General features: G+C 44.4%; 17 protein-coding genes. 3 read left to right on the forward strand and 14 right to left on the reverse strand.

From position 1 onward, the window contains the following. Positions 1 to 11: 11 nt before the first annotated feature. Positions 12 to 2,651 carry a hypothetical protein gene (locus HMPREF1534_RS03870; protein WP_005943152.1) on the forward strand — a complete coding sequence of 880 codons (2,640 nt, stop codon included), beginning with the start codon at positions 12 to 14 and terminating at the stop codon, positions 2,649 to 2,651. 723 nt (positions 2,652 to 3,374) lie between these two features. Here HMPREF1534_RS03870 and HMPREF1534_RS03865 read toward each other — a convergent pair. The 14 genes from HMPREF1534_RS03865 to dxs all read right to left on the reverse strand — a co-directional run bounded on the left by HMPREF1534_RS03865 (position 3,375) and on the right by dxs (position 18,407). Beyond that, positions 3,375 to 4,799, reverse strand: coding sequence for an NADH-quinone oxidoreductase subunit N (locus tag HMPREF1534_RS03865; protein WP_025066898.1), 1,425 nt, complete (start codon positions 4,797 to 4,799; stop codon positions 3,375 to 3,377). A gap of 6 nt (positions 4,800 to 4,805) precedes the next feature. Continuing rightward, a complete protein-coding gene (locus HMPREF1534_RS03860) occupies positions 4,806 to 6,287 on the reverse strand; it encodes a complex I subunit 4 family protein (protein ID WP_005943157.1) in 1,482 nt (493 codons plus the stop codon). A gap of 28 nt (positions 6,288 to 6,315) precedes the next feature. Further along, positions 6,316 to 8,202 (reverse strand): NADH-quinone oxidoreductase subunit L, encoded by a 1,887-nt coding sequence (gene nuoL / locus HMPREF1534_RS03855; RefSeq protein WP_005943159.1) that lies wholly within the window; start codon positions 8,200 to 8,202, stop codon positions 6,316 to 6,318. Between the two features lie 2 nt (positions 8,203 to 8,204). Further along, positions 8,205 to 8,513 (reverse strand): NADH-quinone oxidoreductase subunit NuoK, encoded by a 309-nt coding sequence (gene nuoK / locus HMPREF1534_RS03850; RefSeq protein ID WP_005943162.1) that lies wholly within the window; start codon positions 8,511 to 8,513, stop codon positions 8,205 to 8,207. Positions 8,514 to 8,521: 8 nt separating this feature from the next. Continuing rightward, positions 8,522 to 9,025, reverse strand: coding sequence for an NADH-quinone oxidoreductase subunit J family protein (locus HMPREF1534_RS03845; protein ID WP_005943164.1), 504 nt, complete (start codon positions 9,023 to 9,025; stop codon positions 8,522 to 8,524). 16 nt (positions 9,026 to 9,041) lie between these two features. Continuing rightward, positions 9,042 to 9,494 carry a NuoI/complex I 23 kDa subunit family protein gene (locus HMPREF1534_RS03840; RefSeq protein ID WP_005943166.1) on the reverse strand — a complete coding sequence of 151 codons (453 nt, stop codon included), beginning with the start codon at positions 9,492 to 9,494 and terminating at the stop codon, positions 9,042 to 9,044. Continuing rightward, a complete protein-coding gene (nuoH, locus tag HMPREF1534_RS03835; RefSeq protein WP_005943168.1) occupies positions 9,494 to 10,570 on the reverse strand; it encodes an NADH-quinone oxidoreductase subunit NuoH in 1,077 nt (358 codons plus the stop codon). Before nuoH ends, HMPREF1534_RS03840 begins: the two co-directional genes overlap by 1 nt. A gap of 30 nt (positions 10,571 to 10,600) precedes the next feature. Next, a complete protein-coding gene (locus HMPREF1534_RS03830; protein WP_005943170.1) occupies positions 10,601 to 12,157 on the reverse strand; it encodes an NADH-quinone oxidoreductase subunit D in 1,557 nt (518 codons plus the stop codon). A gap of 3 nt (positions 12,158 to 12,160) precedes the next feature. Continuing rightward, entirely contained in the window at positions 12,161 to 12,748 is a 588-nt protein-coding gene (locus HMPREF1534_RS03825; RefSeq protein WP_005943172.1) for an NADH-quinone oxidoreductase subunit B, read from the reverse strand. After that, on the reverse strand, positions 12,739 to 13,089 hold the full coding sequence (locus HMPREF1534_RS03820; RefSeq protein ID WP_005943175.1) for an NADH-quinone oxidoreductase subunit A: 351 nt from the start codon (positions 13,087 to 13,089) through the stop codon (positions 12,739 to 12,741). Before HMPREF1534_RS03820 ends, HMPREF1534_RS03825 begins: the two co-directional genes overlap by 10 nt. A 110-nt stretch (positions 13,090 to 13,199) precedes the next feature. Beyond that, the gene (locus tag HMPREF1534_RS03815) at positions 13,200 to 13,589 is read right to left on the reverse strand and encodes a hypothetical protein (protein WP_005943178.1); all 390 of its coding nucleotides are present in this window, start codon (positions 13,587 to 13,589) and stop codon (positions 13,200 to 13,202) included. A 109-nt stretch (positions 13,590 to 13,698) separates the two neighbouring features. After that, a complete protein-coding gene (locus HMPREF1534_RS03810; protein ID WP_005943181.1) occupies positions 13,699 to 15,153 on the reverse strand; it encodes a TrkH family potassium uptake protein in 1,455 nt (484 codons plus the stop codon). After that, positions 15,153 to 16,493, reverse strand: a complete 1,341-nt coding sequence (gene trkA / locus HMPREF1534_RS03805) for a Trk system potassium transporter TrkA (protein WP_005943185.1) — start codon at positions 16,491 to 16,493, stop codon at positions 15,153 to 15,155. The genes HMPREF1534_RS03810 and trkA overlap by 1 nt, the downstream gene beginning before the upstream one ends. A 15-nt stretch (positions 16,494 to 16,508) precedes the next feature. Then, entirely contained in the window at positions 16,509 to 18,407 is a 1,899-nt protein-coding gene (gene dxs / locus HMPREF1534_RS03800; protein WP_018452305.1) for a 1-deoxy-D-xylulose-5-phosphate synthase, read from the reverse strand. Positions 18,408 to 18,499: 92 nt separating this feature from the next. Between dxs and HMPREF1534_RS03795 the strand changes: the two genes are divergently transcribed. Beyond that, on the forward strand, positions 18,500 to 19,486 hold the full coding sequence (locus HMPREF1534_RS03795; RefSeq protein WP_005943190.1) for a GSCFA domain-containing protein: 987 nt from the start codon (positions 18,500 to 18,502) through the stop codon (positions 19,484 to 19,486). Beyond that, positions 19,462 to 21,927 (forward strand): bifunctional UDP-N-acetylmuramoyl-tripeptide:D-alanyl-D-alanine ligase/alanine racemase, encoded by a 2,466-nt coding sequence (locus tag HMPREF1534_RS03790; protein WP_005943193.1) that lies wholly within the window; start codon positions 19,462 to 19,464, stop codon positions 21,925 to 21,927. Before HMPREF1534_RS03795 ends, HMPREF1534_RS03790 begins: the two co-directional genes overlap by 25 nt. Positions 21,928 to 21,995 lie beyond the last annotated feature (68 nt).

A 21,995-nucleotide genomic window follows, 5' to 3' on the forward strand; every position in this document is an offset into this window, starting at 1 on the left:
GTTTTTCTATTATGAACAAAAAGTTTTTAAGTGCAATCCTGTTCGGAGCCTTAATGGTTTCGTCAACAGGAACATTTGTGTCTTGTAAGGATTACGACGATGACATCGAGAACTTGCAGGGACAAATCACTGCAAATGCTGATGCAATCAAGGCTTTGCAGGATCTCGTTGGTAGCGGTAAGTATGTTACTTCAGTTGCAAAAACAGCTGACGGACATGGCATTACCTTTACATTCAATCAGGGTGATCCTGTAACTATCACTTTGGATGACGAAACAGGTAGTGGAGATGTTGTGAAGGTTGTAGATGGTATTTTGTATATCAACGATGAACCTCAAGAACTGAAGGTTGCCACAAGCGAAACAAAACCATCTATCATTATGCAGGATGGTGTATGGGCTGTATTGCAGGAAGACGGAACCTACAAATCTACAGGTGTTCCCGTTTCCGGCGTTAGCGTTGCAGGTAGCGAAGCTGATGGATTTACACTGACTATCTTTGATAAAGACGGTAACAAACAGGAAGTGAAAGTTCCTTCTGCTTCTTCATTGGTAACTTCTATTGCTATTGCTGTGCCTAACTTGAATCCTAATGACGTATTGCTTCACTATGGTAATGTAGTGTATAATGATACTGAGGAAATGATTAATTTGGCCGGTGAAAAGAATGTAAAGGGAGCTATTGTTTCTGCTGTAGATAAAGATGGAACTAAAGGTGCTTCTGTAAATGTAGTTGTAACACCTAGCAATATTGATCTGGCTGATTTGAAGTTCAACTTGGTAAATTCTGAAGGTGCTACTATCTTTGAAGAGGCTGTAGTTTCTACTCCTAAGGGTGCTTTGCAGAGAACGGCTATGGAAGGAGTTTATACTTTGCACTTCGCTCTTAAAGAAGGTGTGACTGTAAAGGATATTAACGATAATAAGATTATCGGTCAAAACGATGCTCTTGCTGTAGTTTGTGGTAAAGCTACTACTGCATTTGAATATAAGTCAGGTTTAGCTTCAGGTTTGACTAAGAGTCCGGCAGGTGTTGTAACATTGAATAATTCTACCTATGTAAAATTGGGTGAGACTTATAGCTTGTTTGGTGCCGGATTGGAAGGCAACCCTTCTGCTAATCCTAATGTGAAGACTGTGAAGTTCTTAGAAGAACTTTCTCATGTATCGGATATAGCTTTGGATTTGGATGAAAATATTAAAGCGTTGTATGGTGTAACTATAAATGGTACGGATTTTACTATTGCTAATGAAGCTGCGTATGGTAAAACTATTAAGTTTACAGTTAAGTATGCTGATGCAACAGTATTGAAGAAAGAAAAGATTAAAACAACGACTCTTACTGTAAAAGTTCAAAAAGCTGCTATTACTTCTGAAGTAACATTAAAGGCTGCTCACGAATTATCTATTGAGTCAGGAAAGAAATGGGCATTCTTACCATTAGCTGATTTGGCTGCTTCTATTACCGAACCTGAAGCTAAATATATTTGGAATAATGGTAAAGTAACCGGCTATGCTACGATTGAAAGTAATTCTGCTTCTCCTGCTAATAAAGTTGAATTGATCTCTAGCAAGAAATATGGTAATCCTGCGGATTATTTAGCTATTGCAAATAGCTATTCTGGTAATCCTGGTAACAATGTTTTGAATAATTGGACACAGGTTAAATCAACAAAGGTTGGTGCGGATAATAAAGTAGAAGAGGCTGATAAGTTGAAGGATGCTGCTTATCTTGCATTTGAAGTTACTGCGAATAATAAGTTTGTAACAGCTGATACTTATAGTGGCTTGATTCAATTCACAATTACAGGTACAGATGCTAGTGGAAAATCGAAATCTATTGATGTTAAGGCAACTGTAGAGTTGACATTGACTAACCCGGCATCTGCTGTAAGCAGAATTCCGATGTACTTTGATGGTGATAAGCTGGCTGCTTATGGTGCTGTTCCGACCGGAGAAAATCTGTTGTATGATGTAAAAACAGCTTATAACAATGCTGATAAAGCAGTAGACTTTACTGTAACAGCAAAAGCAGACAAAGATAAATGGACAGTTAATGGTAGCACAGTTAATATTCCTCTGGATAAGTTGTATACTGAAACTCAGAAGTTTGAAGTTTCTTACAAGCACTTTGAAAATGCAACTTACAATGCTGCTACTGAAACTATCTATATCACAGGTCAAAGCCCGATTAAAGATGGTACAATCACTGTTAGCAAGACTACTCTTGACCTTGCAACCGGTTCAGACTCATTCTTGAGCGCAGACGTTGCCGGTAAGGATGCATTCAACAAGGCATACAAGTTATTGAACTCATTTACTGCTGAAGTGCTGAATGCTGATGGAACTGTTAAAACAGCTGCTGCCGCTAAGGACGTACAAGATACAAGAATTGATGATATCAAATTGGTTGCTACAGGTGAAAATGCAGGTGCATTTAAGGTAACTTATGTTTATAAGAAGATTGAAGATGGTAAGCTTGTAAATGCAGAGGATACAGATGCTGATGCTAAATTGGTAGGTTGGACAATTGCTCTTAAACCGAACACAGCTATCCAAAACGGAGCTACTATCACATTCGACTTGAACATTACTGATAAGTGGGGTGTTGAACTTCCTGCTCAGAAAGTTTCTTTGACTGTGAAAAAATAATCATTCATCTTAATGATTAGCTAATATAAAAGGGCATCCTTCGGGGTGCTCTTTTTTTGTTTAAGCTGTATTTGATAGTATGGCGCAAATATATTTGTAAACATAGAGAGTCGCTTTCTTGTCCTGTCTAAATAGACAAAAATGTTTTCCACGAAAAAGTTGATAACAAGTTGCTTTCACACGTTTCACCCACTGAAACCCTTTATTCATCGGCTTTTTGCGTGAAAGAAGCTGTTAAGAGGAAATTTGTTGCTTTCACGCGGAAACCCCTATGAACAGGTGGTTTCCGATATTTGTGAAATGTGAAAGGAAGTTTTATCAATTTTCTTTCGGGGTTCGGTTCATTCATTCAATCAGTAGGAAAACTCGGAAGAAAGTGTTTTCAAAAGGCGTTTTGCTCGTGTCAAAACACTTTGGTCTTTTCAAAAAAGTTGGTGAAGTTTTCTGAAAAGCTGGTGAAGTTTTTTAGACCTCTTGAGATTTTTCATCAACAATGGAGAGAGTTTTAGCAAATAATGGTAACAATCTTCATAAACAATGCCCATTATTGAGGGGGTATAAGATGGGGTTGTCAAAACGTGGATAATATTATCGTCTGGTTCGTAGGGGCGAGGTTCGCTCGCCCGAAAACAGTTTGCTTTGTGTCTTCGGGCAGGCGACCCCTGCCTCTACAGTTGACGATTGGATAGGCCGGTTTGGTTTTGACACACTCCCTTTTCTTTCTTAATAAAGTGCAGCTGTATCGTTCAGCAGTTGGTAAATGCTGCTGGCGATGCCCAATATGAAGATTCCTGCCACACAAATCAACAAACAGGTACGCATGGCGATACCGGTTTTGAAGGTGGCGATTGGTTCATCATTGGGGGTAATGAACATAGCTTTTACAATCAGCAGATAATAGTAAAGTGAAATAATGGTGTTTACCAATGCAATAAACACTATCAGATAATATCCACTTTGGAAAGCTGCTGCAAATACAAAGAATTTACTGAAGAACCCGGCAAATGGCGGGATACCTGCCAAAGAGAAAAGGGCAAGTGTCATCACCATTGTCAGACGGGGATTGGTTTTGTAGAGTCCGTTGTAATCTTCGCGCTCAACCATTCCGTGGGTGTGTTGCTCGATGGCGTTGATTACCCCGAATACGGCAAGATTGGCTGCAATGTATACAATGATATAATAAACTAATGACGCCATTCCCTGCGGAGTGCCTGCCAGGACTGCCAGCATGATATATCCTGCCTGTGATATACTGCTGAATGCCATAAAGCGCTTTAAGTTGCTTTGGCGGATGGCAAACAGGTTGGCAATGGTGATGGTAGCGACAATGACCACGCACAGCATTTCACTCCATTGGGCGGTCATGGAACCGAATACTTTGACCAAAATGGCCATCAGCGCAAAGGCGGCTGCACCTTTCGAGATAACCGACAGGTAAGCGGCAACTGTGGTAGGCGCTCCCTGATAGGTGTCGGCAGTCCACAAATGGAAAGGCACAAGGCTCAACTTAAAGGCCATACCGGAGAAGAAAAATACCAATGCCAGTATTTGAAGCGGGCTTCCGGTGATGCCGGCAGGGATGTCCTCGAAATAGAGCGTACCTACGGTTCCGTAAATCATTGAGATGCCATAGAGGAATATACCGCTGGAGAAGAGGGCGGATAAAATGAATTTTGCTCCGGCTTCTGCACTGTGACCTTTGTATTTGTCGAAGGCAACGAGGCATGCCATAGGAACGGTAGCCAGTTCCAGTCCTAAAAAGAACAGGAGAAAGTGACCTGCGCTCACCATGAAGTACATTCCCAGTAACGTGCTCAGTGTGAGTGTATAGAATTCTCCCATTTTGTGACGAGTGTCCGGACGACGCAGCCAATGGGTGGATTGCAGGAATACAAGGATGGTGCCCAAAGTGAGAACACTTTTCATAATGGAGGCCATCGGAGTGGAATGATACATCCCTCCGAAAAGGATGACTTCATCGGGCCATATATTGGCAAGTAACTCAATTCCCAACAGGGCGCAGGCCAATGGGCGTAACCAGTGGCGAAGACGCACGGGAAGGAAAAGGTCGAGTACAAACATCAACAGAAATACGGCGGTGAGGCTCAGCTCCTGATGCATTTGCAAAATAGATGTAATGTCCATAATCGTATGTTATTGTATTAATTGAGTGATAATCGGTTCTACACTGTTACTAATCAGGTTGCTTATCCAGAATGGGGCAAGTCCCAGTCCGGCTACGCAGGCTATCAGGAAGATTACTGCCACTCTTTCATCCCAAGTTGCATCGGTAAGTTTCAGATGGTCGGGGTTCAGTACCTTGCCATATAGAATCTTACCTACTACACGCAGAATATAAACCGCAGTAATCACGATACTTGTCGTAGCTATCAGCGTGCATACACGGTGGAAGGTATCGTTGTTTTGGAACGAGCCGACAAAGACGGTCATTTCTGCCACAAATCCACTCAATCCCGGCAACCCCAGATTGGCAAGACCCGCAATGACATAGCCCACAGCCAGAAATGGCATGATTTTCATCAGTCCTCCCATCAGGCGTACATCGCGTGTATGGGTGCGGCCGTAAATCATACCGATCAGGGCAAAGAACAAAGCTGTCATCAGACCGTGGCTCAGCATTTGGAGGATGGCTCCCGTACAACTGGTGCGTGTCATCATCAGAAGAGCGAAAAGCACCAGTCCGCAATGCGATACGGATGAATAGGCATTGATATATTTCAAGTCGGTCTGTACCACAGCGCTGAACGCACCGTAAACCACAGAAATGGTGGTCAGCACGAGGAATACATCACCCCACATGGCTGCTCCTTCGGGCATCAGATACATGGCAACACGAAAACAGCCGTAGCCTCCCAACTTCATCAGCACACCGGCATGAAGCATACTGACGGCAGTCGGAGCAGATGCATGGCCGTCGGGACTCCATGTGTGGAATGGGAATAGTGCGCCCAGCACACCGAATCCCAGGAAAATAAGCGGGAAGAACAGGTGCTGCATCGTATCGGGAATATGTAGTTTGGCTATCTCGAGCAGATTCATTGTCTCGCCTCCTGCTCCATAGAAGATACCCAGAATACCTATTAGCAGGAAAGCAGAACCGCCCATCAGCATCAGGGTAAGTTTCATGGCTGCATATTCTTTACGGCCGCTTCCCCATATACCAATCAGCAGGTACATCGGGATAAGCGCTACTTCATAGAACATAAACATGGTGAACAGGTCTGTTGAGATAAAGAATCCGAACACTCCCAAACTCAGCAGTGTGAACCATAGGAAATACTCTTTGGTGAGGGGCTGAAGTTTCCATGATGCAAATGTTCCGGTGAAGACAATGATAGCGCTCAGTAGTAACATGGCTACGGAGATACCGTCCACTCCGATGGAGTAACATATATGTAAGGGGGCATACCAGGATATACTGTCGGTAAACAGCATTTCTTCCATGGCACCGGCTTGGCGGAGTCCTATATAATCAATGGTGAGGTAGACAGACAGTGCCAGCAGCAGGGAAGCTCCGGTAACCATCACGCCCCGTACTTGATTGACGCTGCGCGAAGCCCAAAGCCCCGCGAGCATCAATAAAGGAACTATGATGAAAAAACTTAGTATGTTCATTTGTATACTTAATTATTCGTTTGGCTGGTTAAACTAATAGTATCAGCGTCAGTATCAAGGCTCCTGCGAGGAACCAAATACTGTATTGCTGTACATTTCCGCTTTGCATATCACGTATCTCATCAGCTGTGGCGTGGGTGCTCCAGGCGGTGAAGTTGAAGAACTGGTCGATGACGTGACGGTCCCACCATGCTATCGGAGTACTGATACACCGGAATATAATCTTCTTGGTGAAGAACATCCAGACTTCGTCCATGTAGAAGCGGTGATAGGCAGCTGTGTGCAAACGGCTGAAGGTGTGTGCCAGCTTGTCGGCGACAGGCTGTTTGGGACCTGCATACATCCATGTGGCAAGACCGATGGACAACAGTGCAATAATGATACTTGTTGTGGCTACCTGCATATCCAGGTGGATGGTATAAGCCTCTCCGTTGCTGCTGATTAAATTACCGAACGGGATGAATCCCGCCACACAGGTCACGGCTGCCAAAAACAGTAACGGGAAAGTCATGGTAAGCGGTGCTTCATGCGGAGTATGTGCAGCGTGGAGGGTTTTGTTTTCCGTGCCCCAGAAAATGCCATAATACAGACGGAACATATAGAATGCGGTCATCGCAGCTATACCTGTCATTATCCAGCCCATGACCGGGCTGAACCGGAAGCAGGCGGTCAGGATTTCGTCTTTGGAGAAGAATCCCGAGAAAGGCCAAATGCCCGAAATGGCAAGGCAGGCTATCAGAAATGTGATGTGGGTGACAGGCATGTATTTGCGCAACCCGCCCATCGCGCTCATTTCATTGCTGTGTACGGCATGAATGATGCATCCTGCCCCCAAGAAGAGTAATGCCTTGAACATGGCGTGAGTGAACAGATGGAACATGGAGGCCATGTAGCCCAATCCTCCTTCGTGGGGATTCATCGAGGTGCAAACGCCCAAGGCAACAATCATAAAGCCTATCTGTGAAATGGTGGAGAAAGCAAGTACACGTTTGATATCGCTTTGCACACAGGCTACACTGGCAGCATAGAATGCTGTGAAAGCACCGATGTAGGCTGTCCAGTGGAGTACTTCGGGAGCGTAACCGATGAACAATGGGAACATACGGGCTACCAGATATACACCGGCTACCACCATGGTGGCGGCATGAATCAGGGCACTGACCGGAGTAGGGCCTTCCATGGCATCGGGCAGCCAGATGTGTAATGGGAACATGGCGCTTTTTCCGGCTCCGCCGACAAACATCAGCCCCAATGCCAGTGGAATCATTGTTCCTGCTGCAACCAGAGCGCTTGCGGCAGGAGTGAAAGAGAATGTTTCTGCGTAGTAGCCGTAGATGAGGATACCAATCAGAAAACCGAGGTCGGCAAAACGGGTGACGATAAATGCTTTTTTGCTGGCTGCGATGGCTTCTTTCTTGGTATAATAGAAACCGATGAGCAGGTAAGAGCTGACGCCCACCAATTCCCAAAAGACGTACATTTGGAAAATATTGGTTGCTACTACCAGTCCCAGCATTGACATGGTGAAAAGACTCAGAAAAGCATAATAGCGCTGGAAGCCTTTTTCACCTTTCATATAGCCGAAGGAGTAGATGTGTACCATCAGTGACACGGTAGAAATCACAACCAGCATCATGATGGAAATAGGATCGAGCAAAATGCCCATATTGATATGAAGGTCGGCTGTGAACGGCAACCATTCAAAGTTGTAGGGCATGAGGGTGGGGAAGGTGCCTGCTGCCGTACGGCCGCCTGTGAAATAGTGAAAGGCGGTGAGGTAGGAAAGCAATGCCACTCCTGTCAGTGAAGCTGTGCCGATGGCACCTGCCACGCTGTTCTTCATGCGCATACCTGCCAGTCCCAGTATCAGAAAACTGAGGAAAGGAAGGATGAGGATTAGAATAGTATATTCCATAATCAATTTTTCATTTCGTTTAAGTTCTTCACTTGTATGTTTCGGATGTTACGATAGATATTGATGATAATGGCAATAGCTACCGCTGTTTCCGCAGCACTCACTCCGATGGCGAACAGGGCGAAGAACACTCCTTCCAGTTCGTTGGGGAAGAGGTAGCGGTTGAACACGGCGAAGTTGATATCGACGGAGTTCAAAATCAGTTCCACACTAATTAGCATGGCGAGCAGGTTGCGGCGGGTAAAGAAGCCATAGATGCCTGCAAACATCATAAAGGTGGAAACCACCAGGTAATATTCCATGTGTACCATAATCAGACTTATCTTTTACGTGCAATCATTATACCTCCCACAATACAAGCCAGCAACAATATGCTGATGACTTCGAAAGGCAGTACATATTGATATTTTCCCATTCCCATCAGGGTGTGGCCGATGGTCTGCACATGCAGTTCGCCGGGAGTGAAGTGGGAGGGGAGAAACTCGTTTTTCAACATAACAAACAGGCAGATGCCCAGCCCGGCAAGGGTGGAAACAACTCCTGCCACCATTTTACCGTTTTTCAGCCGTTCGGACTTGTCTCCTTGTGAGGAGGTCAGCAGAATACTGAAAACATAAAGTACCGTGATGCCGCCGGCATAAATCAGCAATTGGACGGCTCCCAAAAACGAATAATTGAGCTGGAAGTAAATGCCTGCCGTGCCGAATAGTACAAACAGCAAATAGGTCGCTGCGCGCAGAATGCGTGATGTGGTGACCGCCAGTACCGAACAGACAGCGATAAACAATGCCAGCACAATGAATACAATTAGTTGTAGTGTCATAATATCGTTTGTTTTTTTATTTCTTATTCAGGGTGAGAACCAATTTGCTGCGGTCGAACACTGCATTTTCAAATTCCGTATCAAAACAGATGGCATCGTGCGGACACGCATTGACGCAGAGTTGACAGAACATGCAGGCGCCCAAATCATATTCATATTTCACCAATGTTTTTTTCTTCTTACCTGTTTCTTCATCAGTCTGTGTTTCGCTGGTGATATGAATGGTGTCGTTGGGACAGGCCATTTGACAAAGCCCGCAGGCAATACATTTATTGTTCCCGTTTTCGTCTGCCGGCATGACGAGACGCCCGCGAAAACGGGGAGAGATTTCCAGTGTAGCACGGTTCTCGGGATACTGCTCGGTTACTTTCGGAGTGAAAAATTCCCGTCCGGTGATTTTCATTCCGGTGAGCAGTGTACCGATACCGTGCAACAGTCCTCCTATATATGAACGTTTTTCTTCTTTCATTAGAAATGCAATTTAAATACAACAATAATAACCATCAGCAACAAATTGCAAAGACCTATCGGTACCAGGTATTTCCATTCCAGTGTAAGAATCTGGTCGATACGTAAACGAGGGAAAGTCCATTTTATCCACATCAGCAGCCAGACAATAAAGAATGACTTTGCAAAGAACCATACAAATCCGGGAATATAGTCCATGACGGTATTGAAGCCGTCCAAGCCGGGAATATGCAACGGCATCCAGCCGCCCAGGAAGATAGTGGCGGCTACTCCGGCAATAATGAACAGGTTGACAAACTCTGCCACATAGAATAAGCCGAAGTGCATACCCGAATATTCGGTGTGATATCCGGCTGTCAGCTCACTTTCGGCTTCGGGCAAGTCGAATGGACCACGGTTTACCTCTGCATTGCCGGCTATCAGATAGATGATAAAGGCTATCATTGCCGGGATATGGCCTTTGAAAAGGAACCAGCCGTCGGCCTGGCGTTCTACGATTTCTGAAAATTGCATGGTATCGGTCAATACGACAATGGTGAGAATGCTCAGTCCGACAGACAGTTCATAACTGATCATCTGTGCACCGCTTCGCATGGCACCGATTAGTGAGTACTTGTTGTTGGAACTCCATCCGGCAAGCAGGATACCTACCACACCGATGCTGGAGGCTGCCATCAGGAAAAAGATGCCGACATTGAAGTCGAGCACTTCCATCCCTTTGCTGAAAGGCAAACAACTGAATGACAGGATAGATGCCAGTATCACAATATAGGGAGCGAGGTTATAAAGGAAATTGTCGGCGTGACGAATGGTGATGATTTCTTTTATCAACATCTTGAATACATCGGCAAAGACCTGTATGGTGCCCCAAGGTCCTACGCGCATCGGTCCCAGGCGACACTGGAATGCTGCACAGACTTTTCGCTCCATGAATATCATAATGATAGCAATCACTGCGTAGGCAAGCATGATGCATACGCCGATAGCCACACACTCTATAAATACCGCCAACCCTTCGGGCATGAAGGAGGTAAGCATTGAGTGTATCCATTGGGTTACTATACTAAAATCAAACATATATTATTTCGTTTCGTTTTATTATTAATCTTATCTGTCTATGTCCGGTACCACGTAATCCACTGTTCCGCCGATGGCAATGAGGTCGGCTATCTTGGCACCGCGGCACATGGTTTCCATTGCCGAAACCAATGGCAGTCCGGTGGCACGGAACTTCAGACGGTAAGGATATTTATCTCCACGACTTTCCAAAAAGACGCCGAACTCTCCACGGCTGCCTTCCACCGCAGCATAATAAGAACCTTCGGGCACACGGATAATCGGTTTCATCTTTTGCTGAAATGCTCCTTCAGGAATATTATCAATCAACTGTTCGATGATGTTCATACTTTCCATGATTTCTTCCATACGTACCATGTAGCGTGCGAATGAATCGCCTTCGGTATGGACAATTTCCTTGAAGTCGACTTTTCCATACATAGAGTAGGGATGGCGTTTGCGAGTATCGCAAGCCCAACCGCTGGCGCGCCCTGTTCCCCCCGTTGCACCAAAAGAGATGGCGTCTTCGCGACTGAGCACTCCTACACCTTTCATACGTTCCTGTGCGATGATATTGCCGGTGAAGACTTCATGATACTCTTTTAATGTCGGACGGAGATAAGCGATAAAGTCTTTTACCTTTTGCACAAAGTCCGGCGCGATATCGGCCTGCACACCGCCGATGGTATTATAGTTCTGGATTAAGCGACCGCCGGTGGTTGCTTCGAAGATGTCCAGAATCTTTTCGCGGTCGCGGAATCCGTAAAAGAAGGCAGTTAGCGCGCCCAAGTCCATGCACAGACAAGAAAAGAAAAGCAGATGTGAATCAATGCGTTGCAGCTCGTCCATGATGGTGCGGATATACTGTATACGTTCACTCACTTCCACACCCATTGCCTTTTCGATACACATGCAGAGTGCATGGCGGTTTTGGTGTGCGCCCAAATAATCCAACCGGTCGGTTAAGGCGAGTGTTTGGGGATATGTCAGACTTTCGCACATCTTTTCGATGCCGCGGTGGATATATCCGCAGTGTACATCCAGTTTCTTTATAATCTCACCTTCCAGTGACACGCGAAAGCGGAGCACTCCGTGAGTTGCCGGATGCTGCGGACCTATATTAATAATGTATTCATCTTCGTCGAAGATGGTTTCTCGTTTTTCAATTACGCTGCCGTCATGCTGTACTTCCATGTATTGGGTGGTATCGACCGGCTCTTCGTTGGTCATCCGCAGCGGGTTGAGGCTTTCGTCATAATCTTTGCGAAGCGGATGGCCTATCCAGTCTTCACGCAGGAACAAGCGGCGCATGTCGGGGTGTCCCACAAAACGGATGCCGAAGTAATCATACACTTCACGTTCGTTGAATTCTGCGCCTTTCCAAATATCGCAGACTGTAGGCAATTCAGCTTTCTCGCGGTTGGCAGTGACAGCTTTAATTACTTTGTTCTCGCCGGTAGCTGTCTTTTCCAGATGGTAGACTACTCCCAATCCTTCTTCTCCCCAGTCCATTCCGGTGAGTGAACGCATAAAGTCATAGCCTTCCGCGCGTAACTTTTGCATCTCGGTGCGGAGTTCGTTAGGTTCTATTTTGATAATATCATCCATAAGTTATTCCTTTTGGGGTTCTTCTTCCTTGCGGTTTACTCCGCCAAAGAATTTTTCCAGTTTTACTTTACGTTGCAGTTGCATCATGCCATATAATAAGGCTTCGGGCCGTGGGGGGCATCCGGGAATATAAACGTCTACCGGTAATATTTTGTCAACTCCGTTCAGCACATGGTAGGATTTTTTAAACGGACCTCCGCTGATGGCGCATCCGCCCACTGCAATCACATATTTGGGGTCTGCCATTTGGTCATAAAGACGTTTTAATACCGGTGCCATTTTGTGTGTGATGGTTCCGGCTACCATAATCATATCTGCCTGGCGCGGACTGGCGCGGGCTACTTCAAACCCGAAACGGGCAAAGTCATACCGGGCAGCACCGACTGCCATAAACTCAATTCCGCAGCAACTGGTTGCAAAGGTAAGCGGCCACAGCGAGTTGCTGCGTCCCCAGTTGATAAGGTCATCCAAACAACCGATAAGTACTTTTGTACCTCCTTCATTAAGTTGTTTGACCATGTTCTCCAGATACTCATTATCTTTGAAATCTTCATAAGGGATAGATTTTATGACCGGTTTCTTTATTTCCATTCCAATGCTCCTTTCTTCCAAGCGTATGCCAGGCCTAATATGAGTACTACAATAAAGAAGAAGATGCTGACTAAACCGTACACTCCTAAATCCTGAACGACTGCCGCCCACGGAAAGAGAAATACCGTTTCAACATCAAACATGAGAAATAGAATGGCAAACAGATAGTAACCTACCTTAAATTGCATCCATGACTGTCCCCGGGTGGGGATACCACATTCGTAAGCCTCTCCTTTTTGCGGATTGTACGAACGGGGAGAAATGGCACGGGCAATACCCAAAGCCACGGCAACCAGTGCAATTGCCGTCAGGATAACGACAACTAATAGTGTAAAATACATATCTAAACTTTTTTTTGATTAGACAAAAAGTGAATGAACACAAAGCCCACTTACATAACGCTTAATGCAAGATACTTTGTTTTGGCTTTTAGCTTGAAGGCTTTATAAAATTAAATAATGATTCGCCGTAGTGCATAGATATAGTAATCCACGGCATGCGAGTAATGTGAAATGGATGAATGAAAATGTATGTTGTTTGTTTGTAGCTCTTGTTTCCAGAAATCATTCAGTGTAGCAAGCAGACGGAGAGCACATTTGGATTTGGAAGTCAAATCCGGATTGTCAAGAGCAATTGCTACTTGTGGCATATCGGCAAAACGGTTGATAAACAGGAAATCCATGGTCTTTTTACACGGACTTTGTGTTTGCTGATAAGAAGAGGTTACGTTTGATTTCTGAAAGAATGAACTCTTTACTGACGCATACTCTTCTTGTCCCGCTGTTGTTATCAAGAGCAGGAAAAATAAAAGAGAAATAAAGATCTTCAGTATATTGTTCATAATGATGATTTTTATTTAGAGGTCGCAAAGTTAGCCATAAATTTGGAATTCTATCATTATAAATTGTTTTTTTTCTCTTCTCGTGAATGGAGAGGGATTTCCGTACTTCTTAGTGTTTCTTCCAGAATCCGGGAGTAAACAACAGTAAGACGGTAAATAACTCCAAACGGCCGATGAGCATAAGTAACGCACTGATCCATTTGGCCATATCGGGTAATCCGCTCCATGAATAAGAAGGTCCGCACTTGCCTATACCCGGTCCGACATTGCCTAAACTGGAAATTACGACACTGTATGCTTCTTCAAATCCTACTCCTAATATCATAAGCAATAGCCAACCAATAAAGACAATAGCTATATAAAGGAAAGTAAATGCCAATATAGCCGATTTGGTTGTAGAAGAAATTACCTGACGGTTGATGCGGACCGGCAAGACTGCATTAGGATGGATGATTCGTTTGAATTCGTTTCTTGATACACGGCTCATGATGGCAATACGAATACATTTTATACCTCCGGAAGTGGAGCCTGCACATGCTCCGAAAAGCATGATGATGCACATCAATGTCCATAGTACCGGAACCCAGGTCATGTAATCAGCAGAAATAAATCCGGTGGTGGTCTGTAATGAGACTACTTGAAAAATAGCTTTCCGGAATGATTCTTCTATTCCCATCGGGCTGGTAAGAACCAGTGTGACGGTGGTGAACAGGGTAAAACAACCTACAGTGCCCAAATACCAATGGAACTCGGTATTCTCAATCAACCGTTTGAACTTTCCTTTCAGAAAGAATAGAAACAGCAGGGTAAAGTTGATACCCGACAAAAACATGAAAAGCGTGATTACATATTCTATATAGGGAGAATGAAAAGCAGCAATGCTGTTTTGCTTGGTAGAATATCCGCCTGTAGCAGTAGTTGTTAATGAATGGCACACGCTGTCGAACACATCCATTCCACCCAGCAGTAATAAGAATACTTCTGCTATGGTCAGTCCCAAATAAATGCTCCAAATCCATTTGGCGGTCACACCGATACGGGGATGTACCTTGTCATGGGTGGGACCTGTAGCTTCGGCTGCAAATAGCTGTACACCGCCTACTCCGAAAATGGGTAACACGGCGATGGTAAAGAATACAATCCCCAGTCCTCCAATCCATTGGGTCATGCTTCGCCAGAAAAGTAATCCGTGGGGCAATGATTCGATATTATCCAGAATGCTTGCTCCGGTAGTGGTGAATCCCGACATGGTTTCAAAAAAAGCATCGGTGATGCTGGGAATGTATCCGCTCAGATAAAACGGCAACATTCCGAACAGGGAAAAGAAGATCCAAGCAAGAGATACTACTACATAGCCATCGCGACGGCTGATTTTCCTTTCGGCGTTCTTTCCGAAGATAGAGAAAACAATACCTGCTCCTGCTGTGATAGCAGCGGAAGAAAGGAATGCGGTTAAATCTGTTTCCTTATAATATATGGCGAGTAATGCGCATAAAATCAAGAATCCCGCCTCAATGAAGAAAAGGGAACCCATGATTTTGCATATCATTTTAGAGTTAATCATCAGTTGAAGAATTTTTCTGCTTTCTTAATCATCATTCCCAAACAGAATACCACTACATGGTCTTCCGGTTGGATGATTGTATTACCTGTTACCAAGATACCTTCTCCATTTCGGATTAGTCCGCCGATGGTAACCCCTTTGGGAAGTCCCATGTCCTTAATGGCGTCTTTTGTAATACGTGAACCGGCTTTTACTGTAAATTCGGCAACATCTGCATTGGCAAAAGTCAGACATTTTACATTGGATACGTCGGCATCCAGCATCATTTGGTAAATATGGCTGGCAGCAATCATCTTTTTATTGATGACCGTGCCGATATCCAGACTTTCTGCCATACTGATATAATCAATGTTTTCCACCTCGGCAACCGTCTTGGTAACACCCATTCTTTTGGCGGCGAGGCATGCCAGAATATTTGTTTCCGAATTATCTGTCAATGCGACAAATGCTTCGGTGTTGCGAAGTCCTTCTTCCAATAGCAAATCCATATCCCGACCATCTCCATTGATAATCATGACTTTATCATCTACTACTTCTGTCAGCCGGTTACAGCGGTTGATATCGTTTTCGATTATTTTGACCTGCATATATTCAGGTACATATTGGGTTGTACGGACGGCTATACGGCTGCCTCCCATGATCATTACATTACGCACATCGGCATAATTTTCCTTTCCGGCTATTTTACGGATATAAGGAATATATTTTTTTGTAGTGGTAAAATAAACAATATCATGTAGCTTGATAGTATCATCTCCACGCGGGATAATTGTTTCATTGCCCCTTTTTATCGCTACAATGTGGAATGGAATATTACGTCCGCCCAGTTCGTGCAGAGGCACATTCAGAATTTCTGCCGTTTCACGCATTTTTGTACCAATCAGTACCAATGCGCCGCCACAGAACTCCCACCATTGGCGTATCCAGCTCATTTTGATGGCGTCTACAATTTCTTTTGCAGCCAGCATTTCGGGATAGATCAGTGAATGAACACCCAGATGTGAAAAGAATTCCTTATGTTTAGGCAATAGGTATTCGTAATTATCAATACGGGCTACGGTCTTTTTGGCTCCCAAATTGGTGGCCAGCATACATGCCGTCATGTTACGGCTTTCTTCCGGCATGACTCCGATAAAAAGATCGGCTCCCGCTACACCGGCATTCTTCAGACCGGAAATGGAAGTCGGGGATGCATTGACTGTCATCAAGTCGAAGTTGGAATCTAATTTACTCAACTTCTCCTCGTTTTCATCCATCAGGATAATATCTTGTTTTTCACCTGAGAGCAGTTTGGCCAAATGAGTGCCTACGGCTCCTGCCCCTGCGATAATAATCTTCATTTTTATCTTTCTCTTTTAGAATGATACCAATACCTTATAAATACCTTCTTCATCCATGCCGCATAAACGATGCAGGTCTTTCACCGGGCCGTGTTCTACAAACTTATCCGGTAAACCGATGCGGCGAACAGTGGGAGTATATCTGTTGTCTGCCATAAACTCCAGGATAGCACTGCCCATTCCGCCTTTCAACACACCGTCTTCAATGGTGACTATTCGGCAGAAATTCTTTCCTATTTCGTGTAGCATTTCTTCATCCAACGGTTTTAAAAAGCGTAAGTCATAATGGGCAATGCTCATTTTGCTTTCGGCTTCTGCACGGGTAATTGCCTTTCGTGCCGTATTGCCAATCGGACCGATGGTGATGACTGCCATGTCTTTTCCGTCTTTCAGTTTCCGCCCTTTGCCTATTTGTATTTCTTCAAAAGAAGATTTCCAGTCCACCAGCACCCCTCTTCCTCTGGGGTAACGAATCACAAAAGGTCCTTTATCGGGCAGTTGTGCGGTGTACATCAGATTGCGCAGCTCATGTTCATCATAAGGGGATGCCACCGTCAGGTTAGGGATGGGGCGCATATATGCCAAATCGAATGCACCATGATGGGTAGGACCGTCCTCGCCCACAATTCCTGCCCGGTCAAGGCAAAGAACGACATTCAACTTTTGAATGGCAACATCGTGTATAACATTATCGTATGCACGCTGCATGAAAGACGAATAGATGTTGCAGAACGGGATTAATCCGTCTTTTGCCATACCGCCGGAGAAGGTTACGGCATGCCCTTCTGCAATGCCTACATCAAATCCCCGGTCGGGCATTGCTTTCATTAATATATTCATGGAGCATCCTGACGGCATTGCCGGGGTTACTCCTACTATTTTGTCGTTTTGCTGTGCCAGTTCCAACAACGTATTGCCAAACACATCCTGAAACAAAGGGGGAAGTCCGTCGGTATCTATCACAATGCGTTCTCCGGTTTCTTTGTCGAAAATTCCCGGTGCATGCCATATGGTAGCTGCTTTTTCAGCCGGACCGAATCCTTTGCCTTTGGTGGTATGGATATGGAGCAACTTGGGACCCTGCATATCTTTTATTTCTTTCAAGACACGTGCCAGATTATTGACATCGTGTCCGTCAATAGGACCGAAATAGCGGATATTCATTCCTTCGAACACATTTTGTTGCTGTACGAGCATGGATTTCAGGCTGTTATTGAAACGAATCAGGCTCTTTCGGCGCTCTTCATTCAGTATGCCCCATTTATAGAACATTTTTGAGAGCTTATATCGTATTTTATTATAACCTTCAGACATCTGGAGGTTTAGAAGATACTGTTTCATTCCACCCACACTGCGGTCGATAGCCATATTATTATCATTCAGGATGATTAAGAGATTATTGGGTGTAGAGGAAGCATTGTTCAATCCTTCAAATGCCAGACCGCCACTCATTGATCCATCGCCGATGACGGCTACCACATGGCGGTTGTTTTCTCCATTCTTCTTAGCTGCGACAGCCATTCCGAGCGCTGCCGAAATAGAGTTGGAGGCATGTCCGCACGTAAAAGTGTCATATTCACTTTCGTGAGGAGAAGGAAAAGGGCACAGACCGTGTAATTTGCGGTTTGTACAGAAAGTATCCCTGCGGCCTGTCAATATCTTATGGCCGTATGCCTGATGACCTACGTCCCATACGATGCGGTCATAAGGCGTATTAAATACATAATGTAAGGCTACGGTCAGTTCTACCACTCCCAGACTGGAACCAAAATGTCCCGGATTGCGTGAGAGCTCATCTATTATTTTTTGCCTCAGCTCTTTACATACTTCGGGCAGTTTGTCTGCCTCTAATCGGCGCAAATCTTCCGGTGTATCTAAACTTTTCAGCAACATATATGAAGTATCCTGTTCCATTCCTATGATATGATAAATATCTTGCAAAAATAGCATATTTATGTGTATTATGATTACATTTGTCCTTAAAAAATAGATAGACTCTTATTGATATGAATTTCAGAACGCAAGTAGAACTGCCTAAAGAGGAAACAGAAATCCGTCATTCTGACCGAATTATGCTATTTGGTTCCTGTTTTGCCGAAAATATCGGAAATTTGTTGCTGGCAAATAAGTTTCGGTGTGATGTGAACCCTTTTGGGATTCTCTATAATCCTTTATCTGTGGCAGAGGCTATCCGTCAAACTCTCTCTTATAAAACTTACAATGAGGCGGATTTGTTTTGCGATAGGGCGGGATGGCATAGCTTTATGCATCATGGCTCTTTTTCAGGCAATTCGGCAGAAGAATGTTTGTTGCGGATTAACGAAAGGCTGGGGAGAGCCGCCGCGGAATTGCCGCAAACCGACTGGCTGATGATAACATGGGGAACGGCATGGGTTTATTCTTTGAAAGAGAATGGTAAGGTTGTGGGCAACTGCCATAAGCAACCGGATAAACTGTTTACGCGCAGGCTTCTTTCGGTAGAGGAGATAGTTGTTGAATATTTTGACTTGTTGAAAATGTTGCAGGAGCTGAACCCTAATCTGAAGGTGCTGTTCACCGTCAGTCCCATCCGGCACGCCAAAGACGGGATGCATGGCAATCAGATAAGTAAATCTACTCTATTATTGGCGATAGACACTCTGCAACACCATTATCCGATGTGCCATTATTTCCCTTCTTATGAAATTATGATGGACGAACTTCGCGATTACCGCTTTTATGCGGATGATATGTTTCATCCTTCGCCCATGGCTGTATCTTATATATGGAAGTGTTTCGGAGATACTTATTTCAGCAGTCAGACACGGCAGATAATGAAAGAGTGGGAAGAAATACGCAAAGGGTTGAATCATAAACCTTTTGATGTCCGTTCGGAAGCATACCGTAGTTTTTTAACTCAAATAGTGTTAAAGATAAGCAGGATGAAAGAAAAGTTCCCGTATTTTGAACTTCAAAAAGAATTAGAACAATGTCAAGCTCAATTGAAAATATAGTAAAGGCTTTGGGTGCCAAACGCTTTGGCGACCACAATGCACAGATTGATTGGATTTTAACTGATAGCCGCTCGTTATGCTTCCCCGAAGAAACTTTATTCTTCGCTTTGAAAACCAAACGCAACGACGGGCATAAATATATTCCTGATTTGTATGAGCGCGGGGTGCGTAATTTTGTAGTGAGTGAACTGCCTGAGAACAAGGAAGCTTATACTGCCGCCAATTTCCTGCAATTGGCCAATCCGTTAAAGGGACTGCAAAAACTGGCAGAAAAGCATAGGGAACAATTTCTTATTCCGGTGGTCGGCATTACCGGCAGCAACGGTAAGACGGTAGTGAAAGAATGGTTATACCAATTGCTCAGCCCGGATCGCGTGGTTACCCGCTCTCCCCGCAGTTATAATTCACAAATCGGAGTGCCGCTTTCTGTATGGTTGATGAACGAAGAAACCCAGTTGGCTATTTTTGAAGCCGGTATTTCTGAAATGGGTGAGATGGAGGCTTTGCAAAGCATTATCCGTCCCACTATCGGTATATTGACAAATATCGGTGGTGCTCACCAAGAGAATTTTTTCTCTGTTCAGGAGAAATGTATGGAGAAACTGACGCTTTTTAAGGATTGTGATGTGATTATCTATGACGGTGATAATGAACTTATCAGCTCTTGTGTCAGCAAGTCTCTTTTTACTTCGCGTGAGATAGCCTGGTCTAAGAAAGACAATGAACGTCCTTTATTTATAGAATCTATTTGTAAGGGTGAGGATTCCACCACTGTGAAATATCGTTATTTGGGGATGCCGAATGAATATAAGATACCGTTTATCGATGATGCATCGATTGAAAATTCATTGCATTGTCTGGCAGTAGCCTTGTATATGATGGTGCCTGCCGAGGACATTGCAGAGCGTATGGCGCATCTGGAGCAAATAGCCATGCGTTTGGAAGTGAAAGAAGGAAAAAATGGGTGTGTTATTATCAACGACAGCTATAATTCGGATTTGGCCTCTTTGGATATTGCACTTGATTTCATGTCGCGCCGTTCGGAAGATAAAGGTAAAAAACGCACATTGATTCTTTCGGATATGCTGGAAACGGGGCAAAGCAGTAAGTTGCTTTACCGTCAGGTGGCCGAACTGGTTCATAGTCGTGGTGTGGAAAAGATTATCGGGGTAGGCGACGAGATTCGTACAGCTTCTTCCCGGTTTGAGTTAGAGAAGTATTTTTTTCATAGCACAGAAGACTTGTTGAAATCCGACCTGTTGCCCAATCTGCGTAATGAGGTGGTCTTGATAAAAGGTTCACGCAGCTTTCATTTCGATGATATTTCGGAACGCTTGGAGTTGAAAGTACATGAGACAATTCTGGAAATCAAATTGAATGCATTGGTTGATAATTTGAATTATTATCGTAGTAAACTGAAACCGGAGACAAAGATGGTGTGCATGGTGAAGGCATCGGCTTATGGAGCCGGTTCGTATGAGATAGCCAAAACCCTTCAAGACCACAGGGTGGATTATTTGGCTGTAGCGGTTGCCGACGAAGGCTCGGACTTGAGAAAAGCCGGTATAACCAGTTCCATTATCATCATGAATCCGGAATTGACTGCCTTCAAAACGATGTTCGATTATAAGCTCGAACCTGAAGTTTATAGTTTTCATTTACTGAATGAATTGATAAAGGCTGCCGAAAAAGAAGGAGTGACCAATTTCCCCATTCACATCAAACTGGATACCGGCATGCATCGGCTCGGCTTTACACCGGATGAGATACCGGAGTTGATAGAGCGCCTGAAAAAGCAGACGGCTGTTATTCCTCGTTCCGTATTCTCGCATTTGGTGGGAAGTGATGCCGAACAGTTTGATTCCTTTACGCGTCGCCAGATAGAGGCTTTTGAGCGGGCATCGCAGGAGTTGCAGGAGGCTTTTCCGCATAAGATATTGCGCCACATCTGTAATACGGCGGGTATCGAGCGTTATCCCGGCGCACAGTTTGATATGGTTCGTTTGGGAATAGGATTGTATGGCGTAGATCCTTTTACCAATAAAATTATTCATAATGTAAGTACACTGAAAACAACGATTCTTCAGATACATGATGTTCCCAAGGAAGAAACAGTGGGATACAGCCGGAAGGGGCATTTGGAACGCGATTCCCGCATAGCTGCCATTCCTATCGGATACGCCGACGGATTAAACCGTAAATTGGGCAATGGAAATGCTTACTGCTTGGTGAACGGACAGAAAGCACCGTATGTAGGTAATATATGTATGGATGTGTGTATGATAGATGTGACGGATATTGACTGCAAAGAAGGAGACAAGGCAGTGATATTCGGTGATGATTTACCTGTAACGGTCTTGGCTGAAATTTTGGGAACCATTCCTTATGAGATATTGACAAGTGTTTCTAATCGGGTGAAAAGAGTTTATTACCAGGATTAACGAAAAAGAGACCTTAATAATCTTAAGAAGAAGGAAGAATTTACGTTTCTTTTCTGTATATTTGGAGA

The organism is Phocaeicola massiliensis B84634 = Timone 84634 = DSM 17679 = JCM 13223 (assembly GCF_000382445.1).
Taxonomy (GTDB): Bacteria; Bacteroidota; Bacteroidia; order Bacteroidales; family Bacteroidaceae; genus Phocaeicola; species Phocaeicola massiliensis.